Genomic DNA, 22937 nt, shown 5'->3' on the forward strand with positions numbered 1-22937 from the left:
AAACAATAATATTTAGATATATAGGCACATCAAAGGGGAAATTATGAAACGCTTAAAAGCAGTTTCAATGAGTTTAATTATAGTTAGCTTGTTTTGTATTCAAGGGACAAGTTTTGCTAATAGCTCAAAAAAGAAAGTCGATATTGATATAAACCAAGCTTACGATTTGCTAATTAAAGGCAATACAAAAGCTAAAACTAATCGAGCTTCTAAGGCTAAAAATAATACGCCGCACAAATATAAAGCACTTCAAGTGGCAAAGAAGCAAATAAATAAGCGCTATAAGTGGGGGGGTGACAATCCTAAAAAGGGATTCGATTGTAGCGGTCTCATCCAATACGCTTACAAAATGATAAAAGTAAATCTTCCAAGATCTGCTGCAGCTCAATACAAACATGCAAAAAGAGTGGCTTTAAAGCACCTGGAAGTTGGTGATTTAGTCTTCTTTCATACGAGAAGAACCCGAGCTAAAGTAAATCATGTTGGTATCTATCTAGGCGGGAATAAATTCATTCATGCCCCCAGAAGGGGCAAAAACGTTTCTGTGGCCAGTTTTAATAGCTACTGGCGAAAGAAATTTGTAGGCGCAGGACGCGTCTAATAACTAATCTGCTGTTGATGTCTCAGTAGCAGGCTTCGCGCCAGCTTCATCTGTATTAGTAGCTTCTTTCTTTGTTTCTTCCATTGCAGGAACCGCTTCTTCTGTTGCTGGAGCCTCTTCTGTCTCTGGTGCGCTTTCTGCAGCGGGCTTCTCTGTTGCAGGTGTATTTTCTTCAACTGGGGCAGTTTCTGGTTCTGTATTTTCTTCAGGTTCAGCCTTAACTTCAGGAGTTTCTACAGCATCGGTTTCTACTGCTTCAGATTTTGCAGCTTCTTCTACTTTAGGAGCAACTTCTTCTGCAGGTGAAACAGCGCTAGCTTGAGACGAGATTGGAACTCCAAAATTTAATGCATTACCTTCAACAGCCGGACGCTTGGCCATAAAAAAGAAAACAGCCGCTGCCAAAATTGTAAAAATTAATATACCGATTGAGTTATTAGATAGTTTCATTACTTCGATCCATGGTTTAATTAAATAGAATCATATCATTGATTTAGCTGATACAAATCTTACGGTTAAACTTTATTAAATTTAATATTTTTTCTAATTCTCTAGATTTAAGAAGTTTATATTAAGTTGTTCTGCTTAAAGAATAATTTGCCAAATTAGATAAAGCAGATTTAAATTCTGAATCTGGTAATACCTTTAAGCAATCAGTTGCCAAGATCGTTTCTTTTTTAGCAACTTCAATTGTATATTCTAAGGACTTGGTCTTTTTAATGATGTCCGTTATCTCTTCAATTAAATCAAGGCCACCTTCTTCGATCGCTTTTTTTATCATATCGGCATCTTCTGTATGCCCACTCTTTTCACTTTCGCTTAGTGCATAAATTAGTGGCAATGTAGGTTTACCTTCTGCCAAGTCGTCTCCAACATTTTTACCCATTTCATCACTGTCTGCACTGTAATCTAAAATATCGTCAACTAATTGAAATGCTGTACCTAAGTGCGTTCCAAATTTTGCAACAACAAGCTCATCTTCCCTAGACAGACCTGATAAAACGGCACCGAGCTGGCAAGCTGCTTCAAAGAGTTTGGCGGTTTTGGAGTAAATAACTTCTAAATAACGCTCTTCGCTAGTATTAGCATCATTTATATTAAGTAGTTGTAATACTTCACCTTCAGCAATAATGTTGGTAGTGCTTGCCATGATATTCATAACGCGCATTTCATTGACATCTACCATCATTTCAAAAGCACGTGAATAGAGAAAATCACCGACTAATACAGCTGCTTGATTTCCCCAAACATTATTTGCCGTATCTTTGCCTCGTCGCATATCAGACTCGTCCACTACATCATCATGCAATAAGGTGGCTGTATGGATGAATTCAACGATAGCAGCAATATCTACATGCTTTTTTCCATCATATCCACAGGCACGGGCCATCAGAAGTGCCAACATAGGTCTTAACCTTTTGCCGCCACTATTAATAATGTAATGACTCAATTGATTGACCAGTACAACATCTGATTGGAGTCTATTTTGAATTAAGGCATCAACAGCCTTCATATCTGATTCAACCAGATTCTGTATTGTTTTATAATCCACGCAAATTCTTTGACTTAATGTTATTGAATTAGGGAATGCTAGGTAGATGCAGGGTAAGTGTCAAGGCAGATGTCGAAATTCACTGCGTTTTATTGATTAAAATAGCAAATATAATATTTGACTAAGTATATAAGTGCTTGTAGACTTTCGCGGCTTAAACAAATTATATATTAACTGGGATTTTACTCCGGTTTATTACAGAGGTTATTAAAATGGCTCATAAAAAAGCAGCGGGTAGTACACGAAACGGTCGTGATTCAAATTCAAATCGCCTTGGTGTTAAGCGCTTTGGTGGCCAATTAGTTTCTGCTGGAAGCATTATAGTTCGTCAACGTGGAACTCACTTTCACCCGGGTACAAACGTAGGCTGTGGCAAAGACCACACTTTATTTGCAAAAACTGACGGGGTTGTTCTTTTTGAAGTAAAAGGCCCGAAAAACAGAAAGTTTGTAAGTATCCAAGCGGCATAAGTTACTCACAACTTTAATAAAAGCCCCGCTTGTCGGGGTTTTTTATTGCCTGTTATTTTTATTAGATTCAGATAAACTCAAACCATGAAATTTGTAGATGAAGTTGTAATTATTGTTAAAGCCGGCGACGGAGGAAACGGTATTGCCAGTTTTCGTCGTGAAAAATACATTGAGTTCGGTGGACCTGATGGTGGCGATGGTGGTGATGGCGGCAGCGTTTATCTACAAGCCAATAAAGGCTTAAACACTTTAGCTGACTTCAGACATGTACGGTTTTATGAAGCTGGGCGCGGAGAAAATGGCGCTAGTCGAAATATGACCGGTGCTAAGGGTGAGGACAAAATTGTTCAAGTGCCTATAGGAACAATGATCTATGTAGAAGAAACTGGCGAAATGATTGGTGACCTGACCAAAGACGAAGAAATGATCAAAGTCGTTCAAGGTGGCTTTCATGGCTTAGGGAACTTACGCTACAAAAGCTCTGTGAATAGAGCACCTCGTCAAACTAAGCCAGGTTCTGAAGGTGAAACACGTTCTCTCAGGCTAGAAATGAAAGTGCTTGCTGATGTAGGGCTTCTTGGTTTGCCAAATGCTGGTAAATCTACCTTAATTAGCACTGTTTCTTCTGCAACACCAAAAGTTGCAAATTACCCTTTCACTACGCTATACCCAAATCTTGGCGTTGTTAAAGTCGATTCCTATCAAAGTTTCGTTATTGCAGATATTCCTGGAATAATTGAGGGTGCAGCAGAAGGTGCTGGTCTAGGGATACAGTTTTTAAAGCATTTATCTAGAACAAGTCTATTGCTACATCTAGTTGATGTTGCCCCGATGGATGAGAACGAAGACCCTGTAGAATCTATTAGAATAATAGAAAAAGAGTTACAAAAATTTAGTTCTGAGTTAGAAGAGCGCGAGCGTTGGTTAGTACTCAATAAAATCGATCTTCTCCCTCCTGAAAAACAGCAGCAGCATTGTGATGACATAGTGAAGCGACTCGACTGGAAAGGTAAAGTATTTAGGATCTCAGCTGCCACAGGTCTAAATACTAAAGCATTAACCAACCAAATTATGCAATCACTCGATGATAAAGCTTATCTGGAAACGCAAAACCAAAATGAGCAGGATTAAATACACTCAAAAAGCTAAGCGCTGGGTCATTAAGATAGGTAGCGCGCTTCTCACTAAAGATGGCAAAGGCTTGGATTACGATGCCATAAACAGTTGGACCGAACAAATGGTCCAGTTACGCCAACAAGGCATTGAAATTATTTTGGTCTCATCAGGTTCAGTTGCGGAAGGTATGAGCCGCATGGGATGGACTAAGCGCCCAACAGAATTGGCAGAACTTCAAGCGGCTGCAGCGATTGGCCAAACAGGCTTAATTGAAGCTTATGAAACTCAATTCAAAAAACACCATATTCAAGCAGCTCAGATCTTACTCACTCATGATGATGTAAGTAATCGAAAGCGTTATCTCAATGCCCGAAATACATTACGCGCCTTACTGAAATTCAAAGCCCTACCGATCATTAATGAAAACGACACCGTTGCCTTAGAAGAAATGCGCCTAGGCGATAATGATACCTTAGCGGCATTAGTGGCAAATATTACCGAAGCTGAATTATTAGTAATTCTTACCGATCAACAAGGACTGTTTGATAAAGACCCTCGCCATAATGAAGATGCAAAATTAATTACCGAAGAAAGAGCCGGCAATCAAAAATTACATAAGTATGTGGGTGAAATTAAAACATCACTAGGTAGCGGCGGAATGTCTACCAAACTGACAGCGGCTCAACGTGCCGCTCGCTCTGGTTGTGCAACTATTATTGCTTCAGGCAGAGAAAAAAATGTACTAGGTCGTATAGCAGCTGGAGAGACAATTGGTACCTTATTAACACCCGATGATGCTCATTTCTCGGCAAAAAAACAGTGGATTGCAGGACAAGTACAGGCTAGTGGTACTCTATATCTCGATGCAGGCGCAAGTCATGCTATTCAAACTCAAGGCACGAGCTTACTACCAATTGGGGTAGAAAGGTCTGAAGGAAGTTTTAAACGTGGAGACGTAGTTGATTGTAAAAATAAGGACAATCAGCTTATAGCACGCGGATTAATCAACTATTCTGATAAAGAAGTATCCCTGCTAGCTCAAAAACCAAGTAATAAAATTGGTAATATTTTAGGATATACAGGTGAGTCAGAGCTGATTCATCGTGATAATTTAGTCGTCTTATAGTTTATAGCGAATAATCCTGCAAATAATCTAAATTAGGTCACCCCCCTACTTTTAGGCCTTTTTCTCTCATAAATCGAGCATTTTATAGAGATTAGGTAATAGATAGGAAGACTTCATAGCACCGTTTGATCCGTTTAACTTCTATTTTTAATAAATTATCTTGATAAGACGCGCGCTTATCGGAGTTTTATTGAATAGATAACCCCTTAGACGTTAAAGTTTAGCTAATGAAATAGAACTAACACTCTATCTAAAATATAAAAATTATAAGGTTACAGTCATGATTTTAGTCGGCTCACTCATTTTAGCGTTTCTCATCACTCTTTTCTTGGTAAGTAAAATAGCAAGTATGCTTCATGCTAAGAAACCAGATATGGGAAGAATTTTCTTAGCATCCATTGTAGGAAGTATTGCAGCTGCTATCACTCTTATCCCTTTAGGAATTTTCCTTGGTGGTATAGACCCAAACATCATGCTGATTTTATCCATTGCTATCGTCTTTATAGTTTCTAGCATGGCGTTCAAATACATCAATGTAATGACATGGGGTAGTGCCATTACAACGAATATTGCAAATATCGTATTAAGTCTAGTTGCCTTAACTGCCTCGGTTGTTTTGAACGGCGGATCAATTAACGAAACTGTCGCTAAAATGACTAGTGTTGCTAAAGAAAATGCGAATATGGTTCAAAGTGTAGCAACAGGCGATTTAAATGCTGTTTTACCTAATGACTCAGAAAATACTGATGAAGTTAATCAGGATGCAAGTATGGATCAGAATGGAAATGTAATCGCAGCGAATGACGAAGAGATATCACTTGATGATGATCTCGAACCTACTTTTAAAGAAAATGACTTGTTACCAGCAGCAACGGTCAGAGAACTGAAGGCAAAAGAAAAGAAAGTATATATTGAGCCAAAATTTAGAGTGGTTAGTATTTCAAGAATCCGCTCTGCAGTAGGCAAGAATATTAGAATTTTAAATACAAATGACACTAGCATTACTGGCTTGCTTAGAAAGGTAAAAGGAAACAATGCTGTCATTGAGCAGCACTTAGGCGGAGGTATTGCAACAACACCAGTGTCATTAGCTAAAATTCGTAAACTTGAAGTTTACAGGTAAACATAAAACAAAAATCAGTTACATAAAAAAAGCCCAGTTTACTGGGCTTTTTTTATGTTCTTTTTATTTACAACTTTAACTATCATCTGTTTCTTTTCTAATTTTTAGTAAAGTATTGATGGCTGCAGAGGCAACATCACTACCTCCCTGGTGACCTAATACTGTAATACAGGGAATATCAAGTTGTTCATGGTTATCCCATAAATAATTCTTGGATCCGATTGTTCCGGTAAACCCTGAAGGTGTTGCGATAATTAAACTTGGCTTTTTGTAATTTTCGTCGTCTTTTGATTCTTCAAGGACTTCTAGTAAACGATAGAGTGCGGTAGGCTCTCTACCAATAACGACAAAACTATCAGATAGATAAGGCTTCCATAGATCGACCGCTTCCATGCTTCGTGTATGCCTATTAGACTTCGCTTGTGAAATTACACTGGCTTTATTTATCAAGCAAATGGGCTCGTCTTTTAAATATTTTTGCTTCATCGCGCATGCAACATTTTCTGTATCACATAGAAGATCAAAATCTTCTTCGAGCGCTTCTAAAGCAGCATCTATCGCGCCCTCGCTAAACCGGATATTTTCAAGAAGCGAAACATCCCCTGCTGCTGCTATCATCTGCAGTGCAACTGCTTTTTCATTATCGTTGAAGTGAGATAAATCAGAATTTTCTTGAATAGTTTTTAATGAGAGTTTTTGAATATTTTTTGGGTTTTTTTCGTATTTAATCATAAATCAGACATCGTCAAATAAAGTGACTGTCCTAAATGGAATGGTAGTGAGTATAGAAGAACTTTTGATAAATTTGATAAAAATTAGAATTTATTTTTAAGCATTACATAGCACTTGTTGTTTCTGTTCGATAAAATACAGTGATTATTTATTCAGCTATTTCCGAAGTGAAACGATGCCAACTCCAGTATTTGAAACAAATTTAGAGCACTTACCTTTGATTACGCGAGGTAAAGTTCGTGATATTTATGACGTGGATGATAATCACATGCTTATTGTCACCACTGATAGATTATCTGCATTCGATGTTGTTCTTCCTCAACCCATTCCTAACAAGGGGGTTGTGCTTACACAAGTTTCTAATTTTTGGTTTGATAAACTCTCTCACATTGTGCCAAATCATTTTAGTAATCTAACTCTTAATGACTTGAAACTAACAAAAGTTGAGAGAGAAATTCTTGAAGGCCGCAGCGTTATCGTTAAAAAGCTAAAACCTTTACCGGTTGAAGCCATTGTACGCGGATATATAATTGGCTCTGGCTGGAAAGATTACCAAGAAACAGGCCAAGTCTGTGGCATTGACCTGCCTGAGGGCTTACAACAAGCAGAAAAATTACCCGAAGTAATCTTCACCCCTTCCACAAAAGCTGAAGTGGGTGGTCATGACATCAACATTACTTTTAAACAAATGCATGCTCAGATTGGTGGTTTTTTAGCAGAAGAGGTTCGCCGCATTAGCATTGAACTTTACACAGAAGCATCTGAATTTGCTTTATCAAAAGGCATTATCATTGCTGACACCAAATTTGAGTTTGGATTAGATGATAGTGGCCGATTAATACTCATTGATGAAATACTATCACCTGATTCATCAAGATTTTGGCCTGCGGATCAATACAAAGAAGGCACAAGCCCCCCGTCATTCGACAAACAATTCATTAGAGATTATCTAGAAACTCTAGATTGGGATAAAACACCACCTGGCCCGCATTTACCCACAGAAATATTAGAAAAAAGCGCTGAAAAATATCAAGAGGTTGCAGACTTATTATTAGGTTCGTAGAACCAATACTTAAGCAAAGAGTCCAACCTACATTCCAGCCGCTTTCTGTAGTATTATGTCGGCAAATAACCTAGAGCAGTATGATGAGCGCAACTTTACAATCAAAACCAAAACTTCCAAGTTTTATCAGTCTTCTGCTTGTAATTGCCTTGGGTATTTCGTTAGCAAAACTGATGTGGTTAATTTTGACTCCAACTCCCCAAATTAGCACTTTTTCTGCAACTGAAACCAGCAATCTCATCACGCCTCAAGCTAAAATAAATTATGGCAAACGTATAGCAGATCAACACATATTTGGAGAAGTTAAGATTGCGCCAGTTGCCGCTGTAGTAAAAAAACCAGTTGCAGTAAAACAGGCAGTCGTAGCTCCTACCAAATTAAATTTAAAACTCCATGGCATAGTCGCTTATAAATCTAAAGAAGGCTTTGCTTTAATATCAGCAGCTAACGGCCCTCAAAAAGTATATGGCAAAGGAGAAACCATTCAAGAAGGTGTAACTGTCAGTGACATCTTTCCAGAGAAGGTGGTATTAGATAACCGTGGTAAAACTGAAGAATTATTATTGCCTGTTAATAAAGCAGCACCAAACTCAAGAAGACGATCAAATAATTCAGCTTTAGGCGGTGTGCCGTTACCCGGAAGCGAAACTCAAAAAAAACCTAGCCGCTCACCATTAGCCTCTGCTAATTCTGCACAACCCAATCTTGCAAAATTAAGAGAAGATATCATATCTAATCCAACTAAATTAATGGATGTAGTAAGGCCTTCACCTGCAATCGTAGATGGTCAATTTATAGGATTTCGCATCAAACCTGGAAAAGAAAGAAGAATGTTTAACCAATTAAACTTTCGCTCCAACGATATAATTACTGAAGTAAATGGTATTGTGTTAGACGATCAAAACAAAGGCGCAATGGTATTAAATGAATTATCACAAGCCGCCAGCATTTCAGTAAAAGTAAAGCGCGGTAACCAAGAAATATTAATCGATCACGCTTTTTAAGCACAATTTTAGTATGTTGCTTCGTCTTTTATTTCTTTGTTTCATAAATTTTTTCTTAGTTTCATGTTCTGATAATACTAGCTTGTCCAATAAAGTAGTTTTGCAAGGCAAAACCATGGGCACAAGCTACCACATTACCCTAGTTGCTTCTAAAAAAGATCTGACTAAGCAAAAAGTCATACAATCCGAAATAGATGCACTGTTAATAGATATCAATAATAAGATGTCCACTTACCAATCAGATTCAGAAATTAGCCTCTTTAACGCCAACCCTTCGTTAAATTGGATTCCTATATCAAAAGATTTTTATCACGTAGTAGATAGTGCTCTATCTATTTCAAAACTTTCTAAGGGCTACTTTGACATCACTATTTCGCCTTTAGTAGATTTATGGGGTTTTGGCCCAAAAATAAAAGTTAAAACACCAAAGAAACAAAATATTGAGCTAATAATGTCACGCATTGGTTATCAAAAACTTAAGGCAGATGAGAGTCAATATGCACTTAAGAAAAAGGATCCTTTACTAAAAATAGATTTATCTTCAATAGCCAAAGGATATGCCGTTGACAAGGTAAGTGAGTACTTAAGCAGTAGATCTATAGACAACCACTTAGTAGAAATTGGTGGTGAAGTACAAGCAAAGGGTAAGAACCCTTCTGGTAAAAAATGGCGTATAGCTATTGAAAATCCAGAAACAGAAAACAGAACCCTTAATAGCACCATTGAGCTAAATAATACTGGTGTAGCAACCTCAGGTGATTATAGAAATTATTATGTAGAAAACAATGAAAGGCTTTCACACATCATAGATCCTAAAACTGGCCACCCTATAAATCATAAGCTCGCTTCAGTTACGGTAATAAATGATTCAACAATGCTAGCCGATGCTTGGGCAACGACTCTAATGGTACTTGGTGAAGAAAAAGGAAAAGAATTAGTTTTGGAACAGGATTTAAGTGTTCAGATGATTATTAGAAACGATAATGGGTTTTCAACCTGGAAGAATAAAATACCTTAAAGTCAGCACTCAACTTTAAATTCTGTATATACAGAGCCAAGTCATTTTTTCAGACATTAAAAAAGGAAGGGTGCTTTGAGCACCCTTCCTTTTTAACACTTAGAAAAACTACTTCAAATTAAGTAATTTTCTGATCTAATTCACCGGCTGCATAACGCTGTGACATAACATCTAGTGAAATCGGTGTAATCTTTGACGCATTTCCTGCACTGCCGAATGATTCGAAACGTGCTTTACAGATTGCTTTCATTGCGTTCGTAGATTCTTTCAAGAATTTACGTGGATCAAATACTGATGGATTTTCAGCCAGGAACTTACGAATTGAACCTGTAGAAGCCATACGTAAATCTGTATCAATATTTACCTTAGCTACTCCGTTCTTGATACCTTCAACGATTTCGCTAACTGGAACACCATAAGTTTGTCCCATATCTCCACCGTAGTTATTGATTATTTCTAACCAATCCTGTGGTACAGACGAAGAACCGTGCATAACTAAGTGGGTGTTAGGAAGACGTTCGTGGATTTCTTTAATACGATCAATACGTAAAATATCCCCATCAGGTTCTTTAGTAAATTTATAAGCGCCGTGAGATGTGCCGATTGCGATTGCTAGTGCATCAACATTTGTTGCTTTTACAAAATCAGCTGCTTCTTCTGCAGAAGTTAAAAGCATGTCCATATCAAGCTTGCCTTCAGCGCCATGACCATCTTCTTCGCCCATTTCTCCTGTTTCAAGAGAACCTAAACAACCTAATTCACCTTCAACAGAAACACCACCAGCGTGGGCCATTTTAACTACTTCAGCTGTTACGCCTACGTTGTATTCAAAACTTGCAGGGGTTTTCATGTCTGCTTCAAGCGATCCATCCATCATTACTGATGTAAAGCCAGATTGAATAGAGCGCAAACATACTGCTGGCTCTGAACCATGATCCTGGTGCATCGCAACAGGGATATGTGGGTACATTTCCGTTGCTGCGGTAATTAAATGACGTAAGAAAGGCTCGCCTGCATAAGAACGCGCTCCTGCAGAACCTTGTAAAATAACAGGTGAATCAGTTTCGTCAGCAGCTTGCATGATCGCATGCACTTGCTCCATGTTATTTACATTAAACGCTGGCATACCGTAGCCATTTTCTGCTGCATGATCTAGCAGCTGTCTCATCGAAATTAGGGCCATTGAGGATCTCCTTTTATTTTTAAAGTATCTATTAAATTTCAAGCAGGCTAACAATCTACCCCATTATCAGCTTGCGCTTTTTACTTCATGTAACCGGATAAAAACATTTAGGTCACACATAAAGATTTTTTAACCATTCTGGTGAGAACCGACACGCATAACCTTCATTTGGTTGGTGCCGCCATCGGTTCCTGTTCCTAATAAATCACCTTTTGTGACTATGACTAAATCACCATCTTTAACTATTTCTTGTTCAATTAAATGCTCAACCACAGTTATGTTTGCTTTTTTCGGATCTGTTAAAGGCTCATGAATCCAAACAGGATAAACGCCTCGATACATACAAACTTTACGACAGGTTTCTTTATGTGTCGTCATTGCATAAATTGGTATACCCGAACTTATGCGAGACATCCATAAAACCGTTGAACCTGATTCAGTCAAAGCACCAATTCCTTTGACGCCCATATGGTTTGCAGCATACATCGCTGACATTGCGATTCCTTCGTCTATACGATGAAAACGTTTGCCTATACGATGTCTTGATTTCTTTTGCGACGTAGATTGCTCGGCTTCAATACAAATAGAGGCCATCGCAGCAACCACTTTTGCAGGGTGTTTACCGACGGCAGTTTCACCGGATAGCATTACTGCATCGGTGCCGTCCATAACGGCATTAGCAACGTCAAATACTTCCGCTCTTGTCGGTATCGTATTATCAATCATCGTTTCCATCATTTGTGTGGCTGTAATTACCGCACAATTCAGGTTTCTCGCACGTTTGATTAGCTTTTTCTGCATCAAAGGCAAATTAGCGTCACCAATCTCGACACCCAAGTCGCCTCTGGCAACCATGATTACATCAGACGCACCGATAATATCGTCCAGGGTAGGTTGCTCAACCGCCTCTGCACGTTCTATTTTAGCGACAATGGCAGCATCACCACCTGCATCTTGCATTAACAGCCTTGCATACTCTAAATCTGCTGCACTTCTTGGGAATGAAACTGCTAAAAAGTCGACACCAATTTTGGCTGCAGTTTTGATGTCTTCTTTGTCTTTTTCAGTTAGAGCTTCCGCTGAAATTCCACCGCCCCGCTTATTAATTCCTTTGTTGTTCGATAGACCTCCACCTACGATTACTTCGGTGTGGATCTCAGCTCCCTGAACATCTGTAACTAGTAATACTATTCGGCCATCATCTAGAAGGAGTTCATCTCCCTTATAAACATCGTTTGGAAGATTTTTATAAGCGATGCCTACTCTTTCTTGCGTTCCTGAAAACTTGTCCATGGTCGCATCAAGAATGAATGAGTCTCCAGCATTAATGGTAACCTTATCGTTTACAAAACGATCAATACGAATTTTAGGCCCTTGTAAGTCACCTAAGATTGCGACAGCCCATCCTAATTTATCTGCTGCATCTCGTACCATTTTCACACGGCGAATATGGTCTTCGACCTCCCCATGTGAAAAGTTCATGCGTACAACATCTACACCAGCACGGATCATTGCTTCAACGGATTCCGGAGTATCCGTTGCAGGTCCCATAGTGGCTACTATCTTAGTTCGTCTCATAGCTTATTCATTCTAGTAAAAGGTCTGATTATATTGCGACATTATGACTAGATTATTAACCCTTCGCTCTTTCTTCTAGCATGGCAACAACAGGCAATTTTTTACCTTCTAAAAACTCGAGGAAAGAACCGCCACCTGTAGATATATATGAAACTTGATCCGCAATACCGTATTTATCTACTGCGGCCAATGTGTCACCACCACCTGCTACAGAGAAGCCTTTTGATTCTGCTATGGCCATAGAAATCGCTTTGGTGCCTTCACCAAATTGATCAAATTCAAAAACACCTACTGGACCATTCCAGACAATCGTTCCTGCATTTTTAATCACTTCAGCAAGTTCAGCAGCAGATTTAGGACCGATATCAAAAATCATATCGTCATCAGAAACATCGCTAACATCTTTTACTGTAGCTTCAGCTGTTTCAGAAAATTCTTTAGCGCAAACCACGTCCACCGGTACTGGAATATCTCCACCGTTCGCTTGTGCTGCTGCTTTAAGATTTTTTGCTGTTTCTACTAGATCTTCTTCGTAAAGGGACTTACCAACATTATGGCCTTCGGCTGCGATAAATGTATTTGCTATACCACCACCTACGATCAATTGATCCACAACTTTTGATAGCGACTCTAGAACCGTTAGTTTTGTTGATACTTTAGAACCACCAACCAGTGCAACCATAGGACGAGCAGGATTATCCAGAGCTTTACCGAGGGCTTCTAATTCACCAGCAAGAAGAGGTCCAGCCGCTGCTGTAGGCGCAAATTGACCAGCACCATGCGTAGAAGCCTGTGCACGATGAGCAGTACCAAATGCATCCATGACGTAGATATCACAAAGTGCGGCATACTGTTTTGAGAGTGTTTCATCATTGGCTTTTTCGCCTTTATTGAAACGTACGTTTTCTAATAAAACGACTTCTCCGTCGGCAACTTCCGGTGCAGTTTCCAGGTAATCAGTGATTAATCTAACAGGTGTTCCAAGAAGTTCACCCATATGATCTGCAACTGGCGCTAACGAAAATTCACTTTCAGGAGAGCCTTCTGTTGGACGGCCCAAGTGAGACATGATCATAACTTTTGCGCCAGCAGCGATAGCCTTCTCAATCGTTGGCATCGATGCACGAATACGCTTATCAGAAGTTACTTTGCCATCTTTAATAGGGACATTAAGATCTTGGCGAATAAGAACACGCTTACCAGCGAGGTCTAAGTCAGTCATTTTGATTACAGACACGGAGAATCTCCTATAAATTTTCAGATTGATTAAATAAAGATACTAGTAACTTTATTAAGTCACCCCCCTACTTTTAAGGGCTTTTTGAGGAAGGGAAACTAGTCTATTTATTTAATAAATCTGTGGGTATGTAACATACCCACAAAAGTATTTCTTTTTTGATAGCTGTTTAGTTTAGAGACTAAACAATAACCAAATCATTATGAAATATGGTCAACCAAACGCAGCATGTTACAAGTGTAACCGTACTCGTTGTCGTACCATGAAACGACTTTAACGAATGTGTCGTCAAGTGCGATACCAGCACCTGCATCAAAGATTGAAGAAGCACTAATACCACGGAAGTCAGAAGATACAACCATCTCATCAGTGTACTGAAGTGTGCCTTTCATAGAACCTTCAGAAGCTTCTTTCACTTTCGCACAAATTTCTTCGTAGGTAGCTGGTTTATCTAGCTCAACCGTTAGATCAACAACAGAAACATCAACAGAAGGGATACGGAAAGCCATACCAGTTAATTTGCCGTTAAGCTCAGGAAGTACAACACCTACCGCTTTAGCAGCACCTGTTGAAGATGGGATGATGTTCTCAAATACAGAACGTCCACCACGCCAATCTTTCATAGATGGGCCATCTACAGTCTTTTGAGAAGCTGTTGCTGCGTGAACAGTTGTCATAAGACCACGCTTAAGACCCCAGTTATCATTAAGGATTTTAGCAACTGGCGCTAAACAGTTTGTAGTACATGAAGCTGCTGAAACAATTGCCTGACCCGCATAATCTTCATGGTTAACACCGTATACGAACATCGGAGTAGCATCTTTAGAAGGTGCAGACTGAACAACTTTTTTAGCACCTGCATCAATGTGTGCCTGACAGCTTTCTTCAGTAAGGAAGAAACCAGTACAATCAAGAACCACATCAACATCAATATCGCCCCACTTAAGATCAGCAGGATTACGCTCAGCTGTCAGACGGATTTTGTTGCCATCAACAGTGAAAGACGTCTCATCGACTGCAGTTACTTCACCATCAAAACGACCATGAGCAGTATCGTACTTAAGCATGTATGCAAGGTAATCGTTATCGAGTAAGTCGTTGATTCCAACTACTTCAAGGCTAGGAAAGTCTTTTTTGATTGCACGAAATACCATACGTCCGATACGTCCAAAACCATTAATGCCGATTTTTGTTGTCATGGGTTTCTCCTTAGAAAAATATAAAAATTGATAAAAGATAAAGACAATAGCGCCCCGATTTGATCGAGGCGTATTGGCTAATTAATTTAGGCTACTTCGTTAATAGCGTTAACTACATTGTCTACTGTAAAGCCAAAGTATTCAAATAACTCAGGTGCTGGTGCTGACTCACCAAAAGTAGTCATACCTATCACTTTACCGTTCATACCAACGTACTTCCACCATCCGTCCATAATTGCTGCTTCAACTGCAACACGGGCAGTAACTGCTGCAGGCAGAACTGATTCTTTATAAGCATCATCTTGCGCTTCGTAAACATCAACCGAAGGCATTGATACAACACGTACTTTTTTGTCAGATGCTTCAGCGGCTTTAACAGCAAGATCAACTTCAGAACCCGTTGCGATGACAATTGCATCAGGCGTACCATCAGTATCCACCAGAATATAGCCACCTTTTTCGATATTAGCAATTTGTTCTGCTGTACGTGGTTGATGCGCAAGGTTCTGACGAGAGTAAATTAAAGTGGTTGGACCATCTTTTCTTTCGATAGCATGTTTCCATGAAACAGCCGTTTCAACTGCATCACAAGTACGCCAAACCGACATATTAGGAATCATGCGTAACGTTGGAATTTGCTCAACAGCCTGATGAGTCGGGCCATCTTCACCTAGACCAATTGAATCATGGGTATACACAAAGATGCTTTGAATCTTCATTAATGCAGCCATGCGTAAAGCATTACGTGCATATTCTGAGAACATCAGGAAAGTTGCGCCGTAAGGTAATAAACCGCCATGTAATGTTATGCCATTCATGATTGCTGACATACCAAACTCACGAACACCATATGAAATATAATTTCCGGCGAAATTCATTTCTGTAGAGCCGTGGTTATCATTGATATTTACACTGCATTCGTTGAAGGTATTATTTGAAGGCGTTAAGTCTGCAGAGCCACCAAGGAACTCAGGTAGTTTAGGAGCAAACCCATTAAGCGCCATTTTTGAAGATATACGCGTTGCCTGCGTAGGGGCTTTTTCATTAACATGTGCAATGAATTTTGCTGCGTGATCATCCCAGTCAACTGGCAATTCACCCGCCATACGGCGCTCAAATTCAGCTGCTTCTTCTGGATAGGCTTCTGAATATGCTGAGAATTTCTTATTCCATGCATTTTCTGCAGCTTGTCCTGCTTCTTTAGCATCCCAGCCCGCATAAACTTCATCTGGAATATCAAATGGAACATGGCTCCACTGCAAATGCTCACGAGCGGCTACGATTTCTTCGTTCCCTAGAGCCTCACCATGAACGTGATGTCCACCTTCTTTGTTTGGTGCGCCTTTACCGATAACTGTCTTACAACAGATCAATGAAGGTCTTTCAGTTTCTGCTATGGCAATCTCAGTAGCTTTCTTGATTGCATCAGGATCATGACCATCAACTGATTGAACATGCCAGTCGTAGGCTTCAAAACGCTTCGGTGTATCATCAACAAACCAGCCATCAACGTTACCATCAATGGAAATGTCGTTGTCATCATAAAAACAAATCAGCTTGCCCAGGCCGAATGAACCAGCCAGAGAACATGCCTCATGCGAAATACCTTCCATCAAACAACCATCACCTAAAAATACATAGGTATTGTGATCAACAATTTCGTGCCCTTCTTTGTTGAATTGCGCAGCAAGCACTTTTTCTGCAAGAGCCAGACCAACAGCATTAGTAATGCCCTGACCTAGTGGGCCAGTTGTAGTTTCAATACCTGGAGTGTATCCATATTCCGGATGTCCCGGAGTCTTGGAATGCAATTTACGGAAACCTTTTAAGTCATCAATCGACAAATCATAGCCAGTTAAGTGTAATACCGAATAAGGCAACATTGAGCCATGTCCATTTGACATCACAAAACGGTCGCGGTCTGCCCATTTTGGATTTGTTGGGTTGTGCTTCATAAAGTCGTTATAAAGTACCTCGGCGATATCTGCCATTCCCATAGGTGCACCAGGGTGACCAGAATTAGGAATTTGAATGGCGTCCATGGTAAGGGCACGGATGGCGTTAGCCAGAGTTGCGCGATTAGACATTAAGCTCTCCTTAGATTGTTTTAGCTTTAAATCAATATTAATCAGATTAACAAAATAGTGTCGATAATATATTTCTGTATAGCCTCGAGTTACATTGAATGCTTAAGCTATATAGAAATGTATTATTTAACTGCGTCTCGGTTTTAACTAGCCTGTTATTGAGAATTAAGCCATATAAAAAGAGACAAAAATCCTGAGTTGTAAATTTATTGAAAAGACAGATAACACATTCTGTTGCAATTCATTTATAAACTAAACTAAATATTACCTACTTCTTATATAAGCATTACTTATATATTTGGGGCTTACTAAAATTAAATTTAGACTCCTTTTCTTAGTCAATACTCAAACTTTTGGATCCACATTTATTAAAAAAGGATCGCTATGGTTTTGTATTAGAAACTAAATAATCCTTATTATTAAAGCATTTACTATACTCAGCAAAGTAGGGGGACGGATTATAAGTGGCACATATTGTGATCGACTTAGACTAACTGAGCAACCTCTAATCAGAGGTATTATTAGGTTCTTTAAGCGGTACTTGCTTAATCATAAAGGGTACTAGAAATAGTTTTATTTTTACGATAGAATACTGCCCCCTTGCTTGAGGAGCGTTGCGATCCGATATTTTTTTCTAAAATATTAGACTAGGCTCAAGCTAATTAAACAGTCCGTAATGGTTGTTTGATGAATATGCAACGACGCTCAGCTAATATTTAAGGAGAACTTAATATGGCTGGGAATCATTTATTCACATCCGAGTCGGTTTCTGGGGGTCACCCCGACAAGTTGGCAGATCAAATTTCTGATGCTGTCCTTGATGCAATTCTAGAACAAGATACAGATGCACGTGTAGCCTGCGAGACTATGGCTAAGACGGGCATGATCATTCTTGCTGGTGAAGTAACTACTAGCGCTGTTGTCGATTATGAAAAAATCGTACGTGATACAGTAAAAGAAATAGGTTACACCAGTTCAGAAATTGGTTTTGACGGCGACTCATGTGCCGTTATTAACGCACTAGGTCAACAATCACCTGATATCGCAATGGGTGTAGATCGCGAAGACAAAGAATCACAAGGCGCTGGAGACCAAGGCTTAATGTTTGGTTACGCAAGTAACGAAACTGATGTTTTGATGCCTGCTCCAATCACCTACTCACACCTTTTGGTTGCGAAACAAGCTGAGCTAATGAAAAACGGCAAACTACCTTTCTTGCGTCCAGACGCTAAGAGCCAGGTAACTTTCCGTTACGAAGGCGACAAGCCAGTATCAATTGATGCAGTCGTTTTATCTACTCAACATAGCCCTGATGTTAGCCAAGCTGATCTTCAAGAAGCAGTTATGGAAGAAATCATCAAACCAGTTCTTCCTGCTGAATGGTTAAATTCAGACACGCTTTACCACATCAACCCAACAGGCCAATTTATTATTGGTGGTCCAGTAGGTGATTGTGGTCTTACAGGTCGTAAAATCATCGTTGATACTTACGGTGGAATGGCGCGTCACGGTGGCGGTGCATTCTCTGGTAAAGACCCATCAAAAGTTGACCGTTCTGCTGCATACGCTGGTCGTTATGTTGCTAAGAATATTGTTGCTGCTGGTCTTGCTGAGCGTTGTGAAATTCAGGTTTCATACGCAATCGGTGTTGCTGAGCCTACTTCAATATCAATCGAAACGTTTGGCACTGGCACAATCTCTGATGAAAAAATCGAAGCGCTAGTGCGTGAAAACTTCGACCTACGTCCTTTCGGCATTATGACAATGCTAGATTTACTTAAGCCAATCTACAAACAAACTGCTGCTTACGGTCACTTCGGTCGTGAGGACATTGGTTTGCCTTGGGAAAAGACTGACCGGGCTGAAGCACTTAAAGCTAGCGTTTAAATAAATTTGCTACTTTTCTGAGGAACGCTGCACCAGATCACTTATTGAGTGATTATGGGAGGCTCAGAAAAGTAGCTAAAACTTTAAACTGCGTTCCTAAATTTTTACTTTAAATTTAATAGGAAAAATATCATGACTAAAGCTCAAGACTATATTATTGCTGATATAACACTTGCTGATTGGGGTCGTAAAGAACTCAATATCGCGGAAAATGAAATGCCTGGTTTAATGGCGTTACGTGAAAAGCACGGTACAGATAAGCCACTTACTGGCGCTCGTATTGCTGGCTCTTTACACATGACTATTCAGACAGCTGTGCTTATCGAAACGTTAACTGCATTAGGTGCAGAAGTTCGTTGGGCAACGTGTAACATTTTCTCTACTCAAGACCACGCTGCTGCTGCAATCGCTGCATCTGGTGTTCCTGTATTCGCGGTTAAAGGCGAGTCTTTAGATGAGTACTGGGATTACTGCCACAGAATTTTTGAATGGCATGACGGTGGCACTCCAAACATGATTCTTGACGATGGCGGCGACGCGACTGGCTTGATCGAGTTAGGTGTTAAAGCTGAAAAAGATATATCTGTACTGGATAACCCAGGCAGTGAAGAAGAAATCTGCATGTTCAACTCTATCAAAGAGAAATTGAAGACAGATCCAACATGGTACTCAAACATTCGTCCAAACCTTCAAGGTGTTACGGAAGAAACGACTACTGGTGTACATCGTTTATACGAAATGGTTAAAAAGGGCGAGCTAGCTTACCCAGCAATCAACGTAAACGATTCTGTAACTAAATCAAAGTTCGATAACTTATACGGTTGTCGTGAGTCTTTAGTTGACGGTATCAAGCGTGCTACTGACGTAATGATCGCGGGTAAAATCGCTGTTGTATTAGGTTACGGTGACGTTGGTAAAGGTTGTGCACAATCACTACGTGGTTTAGGCGCGACTGTATGGGTTACTGAAATCGATCCGATTTGTGCACTGCAAGCTGCAATGGAAGGCTACCGCGTAGTAAACATGGATGATGCTGCTTCACAAGGCGATATCTTTGTAACAGCTACCGGTAACTTCCACGTAATCAATGAAGAGCAAATGCTACAGATGAAGCATGAGTCTATCGTTTGTAATATCGGTCACTTCGATAACGAAATCGCTGTAGCAGATATGGAAAAATACGAGTGGGAAAACATCAAACCACAAGTTGATCACATTATCTTACCTAGCGGTAACCGTATCATCCTTCTTGCTCAAGGTCGTTTGGTAAACCTGGGTTGTGCAACAGGTCACCCAAGCTTCGTAATGTCAGCTTCTTTCACTAACCAGGTGTTAGCTCAGATCGAATTATTCTGTCATGGCGAAAAGTACGAAAACGATGTTTACATGCTACCTAAAGCATTAGATGAAGAGGTTGCTCGTTTACACCTTGATAAGATCGGCGCTAACCTAACTGAATTAACTTCAGTACAAGCTGAATATCTAAATGTTGATAAGAACGGTCCTTACAAAGTAGAACATTACCGTTACTAATAGTTAGTTTTATAAAGTACACCCCCCCACTTTACGGCAGTTTTTCTAAAAAATGTGCTTAAAGTAGGGGGGTGTCATTAATAGTACTTTATATTTCTGAGGTCTTTTCGCCATTATCTGGCGAGTTAAATACGAATAATTTGATATTTTTTTCATAGAAATGAGAACAATAGATTTACTGTCGTCTGAATTTTGATGGTGGGAATAAATTATTCTATCTGACTATTCAGCCACTATATTGGTCATAAGATCTCTTCTTAACCAGGAGTAACGACCATGAAAGATCATTCATATAGCTTTGAGTTCTTCCCTCCTAAAACGGAAGTTGGTATAGAAAAACTCTCACAAGTTAGCAAAGAATTATCCCAATTGAATCCAGCGTTTTATTCTGTCACCTACGGTGCTGGTGGAACTACACAGGAAGCGACAAAGGGGACAGTTTTAAGTATTCAAAAAGAAACAGGTATTCCAACAGCGCCTCACCTTTCGTGTATTGGATCTGATAAAAAACAAGTTCGTCAGATGCTGAACGAATACAAAGACAACGGTATTAATCGAATCGTTGCGCTACGCGGTGATTTGCCTTCAGGTATGCGTGAAATTGGTGATTTTCATTACGCCAATGAATTGGTTGAATTCATTCGTGCTGAGACTGGCGATCATTTTCAAATTGAAATAGCTGCCTATCCTGAAAAGCATCCTCAATCTAAAACCTTTGATATTGATATCGAAAACTTTGGACGAAAAGCAAAAGCAGGTGCAGATCGCGCTATCACTCAGTATTTTTTCAATGCAGATGCTTATTTCAACTTTATCGATAGTCTGGAAAAGGCACAGATTGATATTCCCGTAATGCCGGGAATTATGCCTATTACTAACTTTTCACAAATGGCGCGTTTTTCTGATGCTATCGGCGCAGAAATCCCACGCTGGTTACGCATGCGTTTTGAGTCATACGGCGAAGATATAGATTCGATTCAGAAACTAGGTAATGAGTTTGTCACTGGAATGTGTGAGCGCTTATTAGAACAAGGTGTACCAGGCTTACATTTCTATTCAATGAATAGAGTTGAACCGAGTTTAGCTATCTGGAATAACCTAGGGCTTTCAGAGGCTTAATACGAATTTACTGAATAAGTAGATAAGTAGATAAGTAGATAAGTAGATAAGTAGATAAGTAAAATATGCCTAAAAGTAGGGGGGTGACTTATAAAGGTCACCCCCCTACTTTTAGGTGTTTTTTTTCTAACGATTTAAGTGTTAAACAAACGGAATCGGTCTGAATTGTTTTTCCCAGGGATTCGGCCTTCTCCACCAACGTTGTGCTAGCGTCGCATATACTTCACGGAAATCTACCGTGTGAATCAAATCGCCATCGTGTAATTTATCTGGGTTTAAACTAGGTTGTTTTCCATACAGTCCACCTCGAACACGACCACCAATGGCAAAGTGTGGCGCTGCTGATCCATGATCTGTTCCGCCGCTGTTATTTTCAGCAACTCGACGTCCAAATTCAGAGTAGGTGATAACCATGACGTTATTCCAAAGACCTGCTCGTTTCATTGCCTCTGAGAAAGCCTGTAATCCACCACCTAAGTGATTCATCAGGTTATTGTGCTGGTCTACTTGTGAAGCGTGGGTATCAAAACCTTCAAGTGATACTTTATAAACAGGTGTATCCATGCCGTTTATAATCATCTGAGTGACCTGTTCTAGTTTTCGACCAAAATGACTAGGCGGAAAACGTACAGGTGAGCGTTTGCCGTTATGAATTCGACCAAGCTCTTTTGCTGCTGTATTGATTTGATTTTGTACATTAAGCATATGCGCTAAGGATGAGTTAGCTGGGCGGAAACCTTTTTTATTTAAATATTTTGTCTGGCGTAAGAAGGTCTTTGGGTCTTCCATTGCGACGGCAGAGCTATTTGCACCAGCCATTGGGCCAAGATTATTATCGCCTAACACTATGCCATTCACTGAGTTCTGGCGAACTGGTAAAACACGAGACAACCAACCACGCGTCTCATCATGTTTAATAGATGCCGTTTCCCAAATATCTATTGAATGAAAATGAGAACGACTCGGATTGGTATAACCCACACCTTGAATCCAGGCCATATTACCTTCTTTCCAGAGTGGTAATAGCTTTTTCAAGTAGGGGTTCATTGCCATATTATCTTTTAATGGAATGCCATTTTTTACGCGTAGCGTAGGTCTTGCACGATGATAATCAGCATCTCTAAAAGGGATCAGTGTGTTTAAACCATCATTGCCGCCTTTTAATTCAACCATCAAAAGAATCTGATCGGGTCGATTGCCTTGTCCGGCCGCAAATGCACCGGGAGCCATACCAGCAAGCGGAACTAAGCTGGCGTATTGTAAAAAATCACGTCTATTCATTAATTTATTATCTTTTCTTTTATCTTAT

Annotated in this window: 20 protein-coding genes and 1 riboswitch; of the genes, 11 read left to right on the top strand and 9 right to left on the bottom strand. The window is 39.7% G+C overall.

Going from position 1 to position 22937, the window contains the following annotated elements; genetic code table 11:
- Positions 1–43 precede the first annotated feature (43 nt).
- The gene (locus Q1A31_RS15645; RefSeq protein ID WP_299878791.1) at positions 44–601 is read left to right on the top strand and encodes a C40 family peptidase; all 558 of its coding nucleotides are present in this window, start codon (positions 44–46) and stop codon (positions 599–601) included.
- A gap of 3 nt (positions 602–604) precedes the next feature.
- Here Q1A31_RS15645 and Q1A31_RS15650 read toward each other — a convergent pair whose 3' ends face one another.
- Positions 605–1051 (bottom strand): hypothetical protein, encoded by a 447-nt coding sequence (locus Q1A31_RS15650; protein WP_299878794.1) that lies wholly within the window; start codon positions 1049–1051, stop codon positions 605–607.
- A gap of 121 nt (positions 1052–1172) precedes the next feature.
- Positions 1173–2153 carry an octaprenyl diphosphate synthase gene (ispB, locus tag Q1A31_RS15655; protein ID WP_299878797.1) on the bottom strand — a complete coding sequence of 327 codons (981 nt, stop codon included), beginning with the start codon at positions 2151–2153 and terminating at the stop codon, positions 1173–1175.
- A gap of 212 nt (positions 2154–2365) precedes the next feature.
- On the opposite strand from ispB, the gene rpmA reads away from it, so the two are divergent.
- The 4 genes from rpmA (at position 2366) to Q1A31_RS15675 (ending at position 5988) form a co-directional block, all read left to right on the top strand.
- Positions 2366–2623, top strand: coding sequence for a 50S ribosomal protein L27 (rpmA, locus tag Q1A31_RS15660; protein WP_299878800.1), 258 nt, complete (start codon positions 2366–2368; stop codon positions 2621–2623).
- 84 nt (positions 2624–2707) lie between these two features.
- Positions 2708–3754 carry an Obg family GTPase CgtA gene (gene cgtA, locus Q1A31_RS15665; RefSeq protein ID WP_299878803.1) on the top strand — a complete coding sequence of 349 codons (1047 nt, stop codon included), beginning with the start codon at positions 2708–2710 and terminating at the stop codon, positions 3752–3754.
- Positions 3741–4865 carry a glutamate 5-kinase gene (proB, locus tag Q1A31_RS15670; protein ID WP_299878806.1) on the top strand — a complete coding sequence of 375 codons (1125 nt, stop codon included), beginning with the start codon at positions 3741–3743 and terminating at the stop codon, positions 4863–4865. Before cgtA ends, proB begins: the two co-directional genes overlap by 14 nt.
- A gap of 373 nt (positions 4866–5238) precedes the next feature.
- Entirely contained in the window at positions 5239–5988 is a 750-nt protein-coding gene (locus Q1A31_RS15675; RefSeq protein ID WP_299878809.1) for a hypothetical protein, read from the top strand.
- 75 nt (positions 5989–6063) lie between these two features.
- Here the strand turns inward: Q1A31_RS15675 and Q1A31_RS15680 are convergent, their stop codons facing one another.
- On the bottom strand, positions 6064–6720 hold the full coding sequence (locus Q1A31_RS15680) for a precorrin-8X methylmutase (RefSeq protein WP_299878812.1): 657 nt from the start codon (positions 6718–6720) through the stop codon (positions 6064–6066).
- Positions 6721–6895: 175 nt separating this feature from the next.
- Between Q1A31_RS15680 and Q1A31_RS15685 the strand changes: the two genes are divergently transcribed.
- The 3 genes from Q1A31_RS15685 to Q1A31_RS15695 all read left to right on the top strand — a co-directional run bounded on the left by Q1A31_RS15685 (position 6896) and on the right by Q1A31_RS15695 (position 9805).
- Positions 6896–7783 carry a phosphoribosylaminoimidazolesuccinocarboxamide synthase gene (locus tag Q1A31_RS15685; protein ID WP_299878815.1) on the top strand — a complete coding sequence of 296 codons (888 nt, stop codon included), beginning with the start codon at positions 6896–6898 and terminating at the stop codon, positions 7781–7783.
- A gap of 80 nt (positions 7784–7863) precedes the next feature.
- Positions 7864–8787: a type II secretion system protein GspC gene (gene gspC, locus Q1A31_RS15690; protein ID WP_299878818.1), complete on the top strand. Its 924-nt coding sequence runs from the start codon at positions 7864–7866 to the stop codon at positions 8785–8787.
- A 115-nt stretch (positions 8788–8902) separates the two neighbouring features.
- A complete protein-coding gene (locus Q1A31_RS15695; protein ID WP_299878821.1) occupies positions 8903–9805 on the top strand; it encodes an FAD:protein FMN transferase in 903 nt (300 codons plus the stop codon).
- 118 nt (positions 9806–9923) lie between these two features.
- Here the strand turns inward: Q1A31_RS15695 and fba are convergent, their stop codons facing one another.
- The 5 genes from fba to tkt form a co-directional block, all read right to left on the bottom strand.
- Positions 9924–10988, bottom strand: a complete 1065-nt coding sequence (fba, locus tag Q1A31_RS15700; protein WP_299878824.1) for a class II fructose-bisphosphate aldolase — start codon at positions 10986–10988, stop codon at positions 9924–9926.
- A 129-nt stretch (positions 10989–11117) separates the two neighbouring features.
- The gene (pyk, locus tag Q1A31_RS15705) at positions 11118–12566 is read right to left on the bottom strand and encodes a pyruvate kinase (RefSeq protein ID WP_299878827.1); all 1449 of its coding nucleotides are present in this window, start codon (positions 12564–12566) and stop codon (positions 11118–11120) included.
- Positions 12567–12621: 55 nt separating this feature from the next.
- Positions 12622–13803, bottom strand: a complete 1182-nt coding sequence (locus tag Q1A31_RS15710) for a phosphoglycerate kinase (protein ID WP_299878830.1) — start codon at positions 13801–13803, stop codon at positions 12622–12624.
- Positions 13804–14003: 200 nt separating this feature from the next.
- Positions 14004–15002: a type I glyceraldehyde-3-phosphate dehydrogenase gene (gap, locus tag Q1A31_RS15715; protein WP_299878833.1), complete on the bottom strand. Its 999-nt coding sequence runs from the start codon at positions 15000–15002 to the stop codon at positions 14004–14006.
- 86 nt (positions 15003–15088) lie between these two features.
- Positions 15089–17089, bottom strand: a complete 2001-nt coding sequence (tkt, locus tag Q1A31_RS15720; RefSeq protein ID WP_299878836.1) for a transketolase — start codon at positions 17087–17089, stop codon at positions 15089–15091.
- A 600-nt stretch (positions 17090–17689) separates the two neighbouring features.
- Positions 17690–17803, top strand: a riboswitch (S-adenosyl-L-homocysteine riboswitch).
- An 18-nt stretch (positions 17804–17821) separates the two neighbouring features.
- Between tkt and metK the strand changes: the two genes are divergently transcribed.
- From metK to metF, 3 genes are all read left to right on the top strand, one after another.
- Complete coding sequence (gene metK / locus Q1A31_RS15725) at positions 17822–18976, top strand: methionine adenosyltransferase (protein ID WP_299878839.1); 1155 nt, start codon at positions 17822–17824, stop codon at positions 18974–18976.
- 132 nt (positions 18977–19108) lie between these two features.
- Positions 19109–20509 carry an adenosylhomocysteinase gene (gene ahcY / locus Q1A31_RS15730; protein ID WP_299878842.1) on the top strand — a complete coding sequence of 467 codons (1401 nt, stop codon included), beginning with the start codon at positions 19109–19111 and terminating at the stop codon, positions 20507–20509.
- Positions 20510–20785: 276 nt separating this feature from the next.
- The gene (gene metF / locus Q1A31_RS15735) at positions 20786–21628 is read left to right on the top strand and encodes a methylenetetrahydrofolate reductase [NAD(P)H] (protein WP_299878845.1); all 843 of its coding nucleotides are present in this window, start codon (positions 20786–20788) and stop codon (positions 21626–21628) included.
- A 141-nt stretch (positions 21629–21769) separates the two neighbouring features.
- Here metF and Q1A31_RS15740 read toward each other — a convergent pair whose 3' ends face one another.
- Positions 21770–22909 carry a DUF1501 domain-containing protein gene (locus tag Q1A31_RS15740; protein ID WP_299878848.1) on the bottom strand — a complete coding sequence of 380 codons (1140 nt, stop codon included), beginning with the start codon at positions 22907–22909 and terminating at the stop codon, positions 21770–21772.
- Positions 22910–22937 lie beyond the last annotated feature (28 nt).

The organism is uncultured Cocleimonas sp. (assembly GCF_947495625.1).
Lineage (GTDB): Bacteria > Pseudomonadota > Gammaproteobacteria > Thiotrichales > Thiotrichaceae > Cocleimonas.

Coding starts and splice junctions, on each gene's coding strand:
- Q1A31_RS15680 (WP_299878812.1), bottom strand. CDS start 6,720: ATGATTAAATACGAAAAAAACCCAAAAAATATTCAAAAACTCTCATTA.
- Q1A31_RS15740 (WP_299878848.1), bottom strand. CDS start 22,909: ATGAATAGACGTGATTTTTTACAATACGCCAGCTTAGTTCCGCTTGCT.
- Q1A31_RS15645 (WP_299878791.1), top strand. CDS start 44: ATGAAACGCTTAAAAGCAGTTTCAATGAGTTTAATTATAGTTAGCTTG.
- Q1A31_RS15675 (WP_299878809.1), top strand. CDS start 5,239: ATGGGAAGAATTTTCTTAGCATCCATTGTAGGAAGTATTGCAGCTGCT.
- Q1A31_RS15695 (WP_299878821.1), top strand. CDS start 8,903: ATGGGCACAAGCTACCACATTACCCTAGTTGCTTCTAAAAAAGATCTG.
- tkt (WP_299878836.1), bottom strand. CDS start 17,089: ATGTCTAATCGCGCAACTCTGGCTAACGCCATCCGTGCCCTTACCATG.
- gap (WP_299878833.1), bottom strand. CDS start 15,002: ATGACAACAAAAATCGGCATTAATGGTTTTGGACGTATCGGACGTATG.
- ahcY (WP_299878842.1), top strand. CDS start 19,109: ATGACTAAAGCTCAAGACTATATTATTGCTGATATAACACTTGCTGAT.
- rpmA (WP_299878800.1), top strand. CDS start 2,366: ATGGCTCATAAAAAAGCAGCGGGTAGTACACGAAACGGTCGTGATTCA.
- cgtA (WP_299878803.1), top strand. CDS start 2,708: ATGAAATTTGTAGATGAAGTTGTAATTATTGTTAAAGCCGGCGACGGA.
- Q1A31_RS15685 (WP_299878815.1), top strand. CDS start 6,896: ATGCCAACTCCAGTATTTGAAACAAATTTAGAGCACTTACCTTTGATT.
- metK (WP_299878839.1), top strand. CDS start 17,822: ATGGCTGGGAATCATTTATTCACATCCGAGTCGGTTTCTGGGGGTCAC.
- fba (WP_299878824.1), bottom strand. CDS start 10,988: ATGGCCCTAATTTCGATGAGACAGCTGCTAGATCATGCAGCAGAAAAT.
- Q1A31_RS15650 (WP_299878794.1), bottom strand. CDS start 1,051: ATGAAACTATCTAATAACTCAATCGGTATATTAATTTTTACAATTTTG.
- metF (WP_299878845.1), top strand. CDS start 20,786: ATGAAAGATCATTCATATAGCTTTGAGTTCTTCCCTCCTAAAACGGAA.
- proB (WP_299878806.1), top strand. CDS start 3,741: ATGAGCAGGATTAAATACACTCAAAAAGCTAAGCGCTGGGTCATTAAG.
- pyk (WP_299878827.1), bottom strand. CDS start 12,566: ATGAGACGAACTAAGATAGTAGCCACTATGGGACCTGCAACGGATACT.
- gspC (WP_299878818.1), top strand. CDS start 7,864: ATGATGAGCGCAACTTTACAATCAAAACCAAAACTTCCAAGTTTTATC.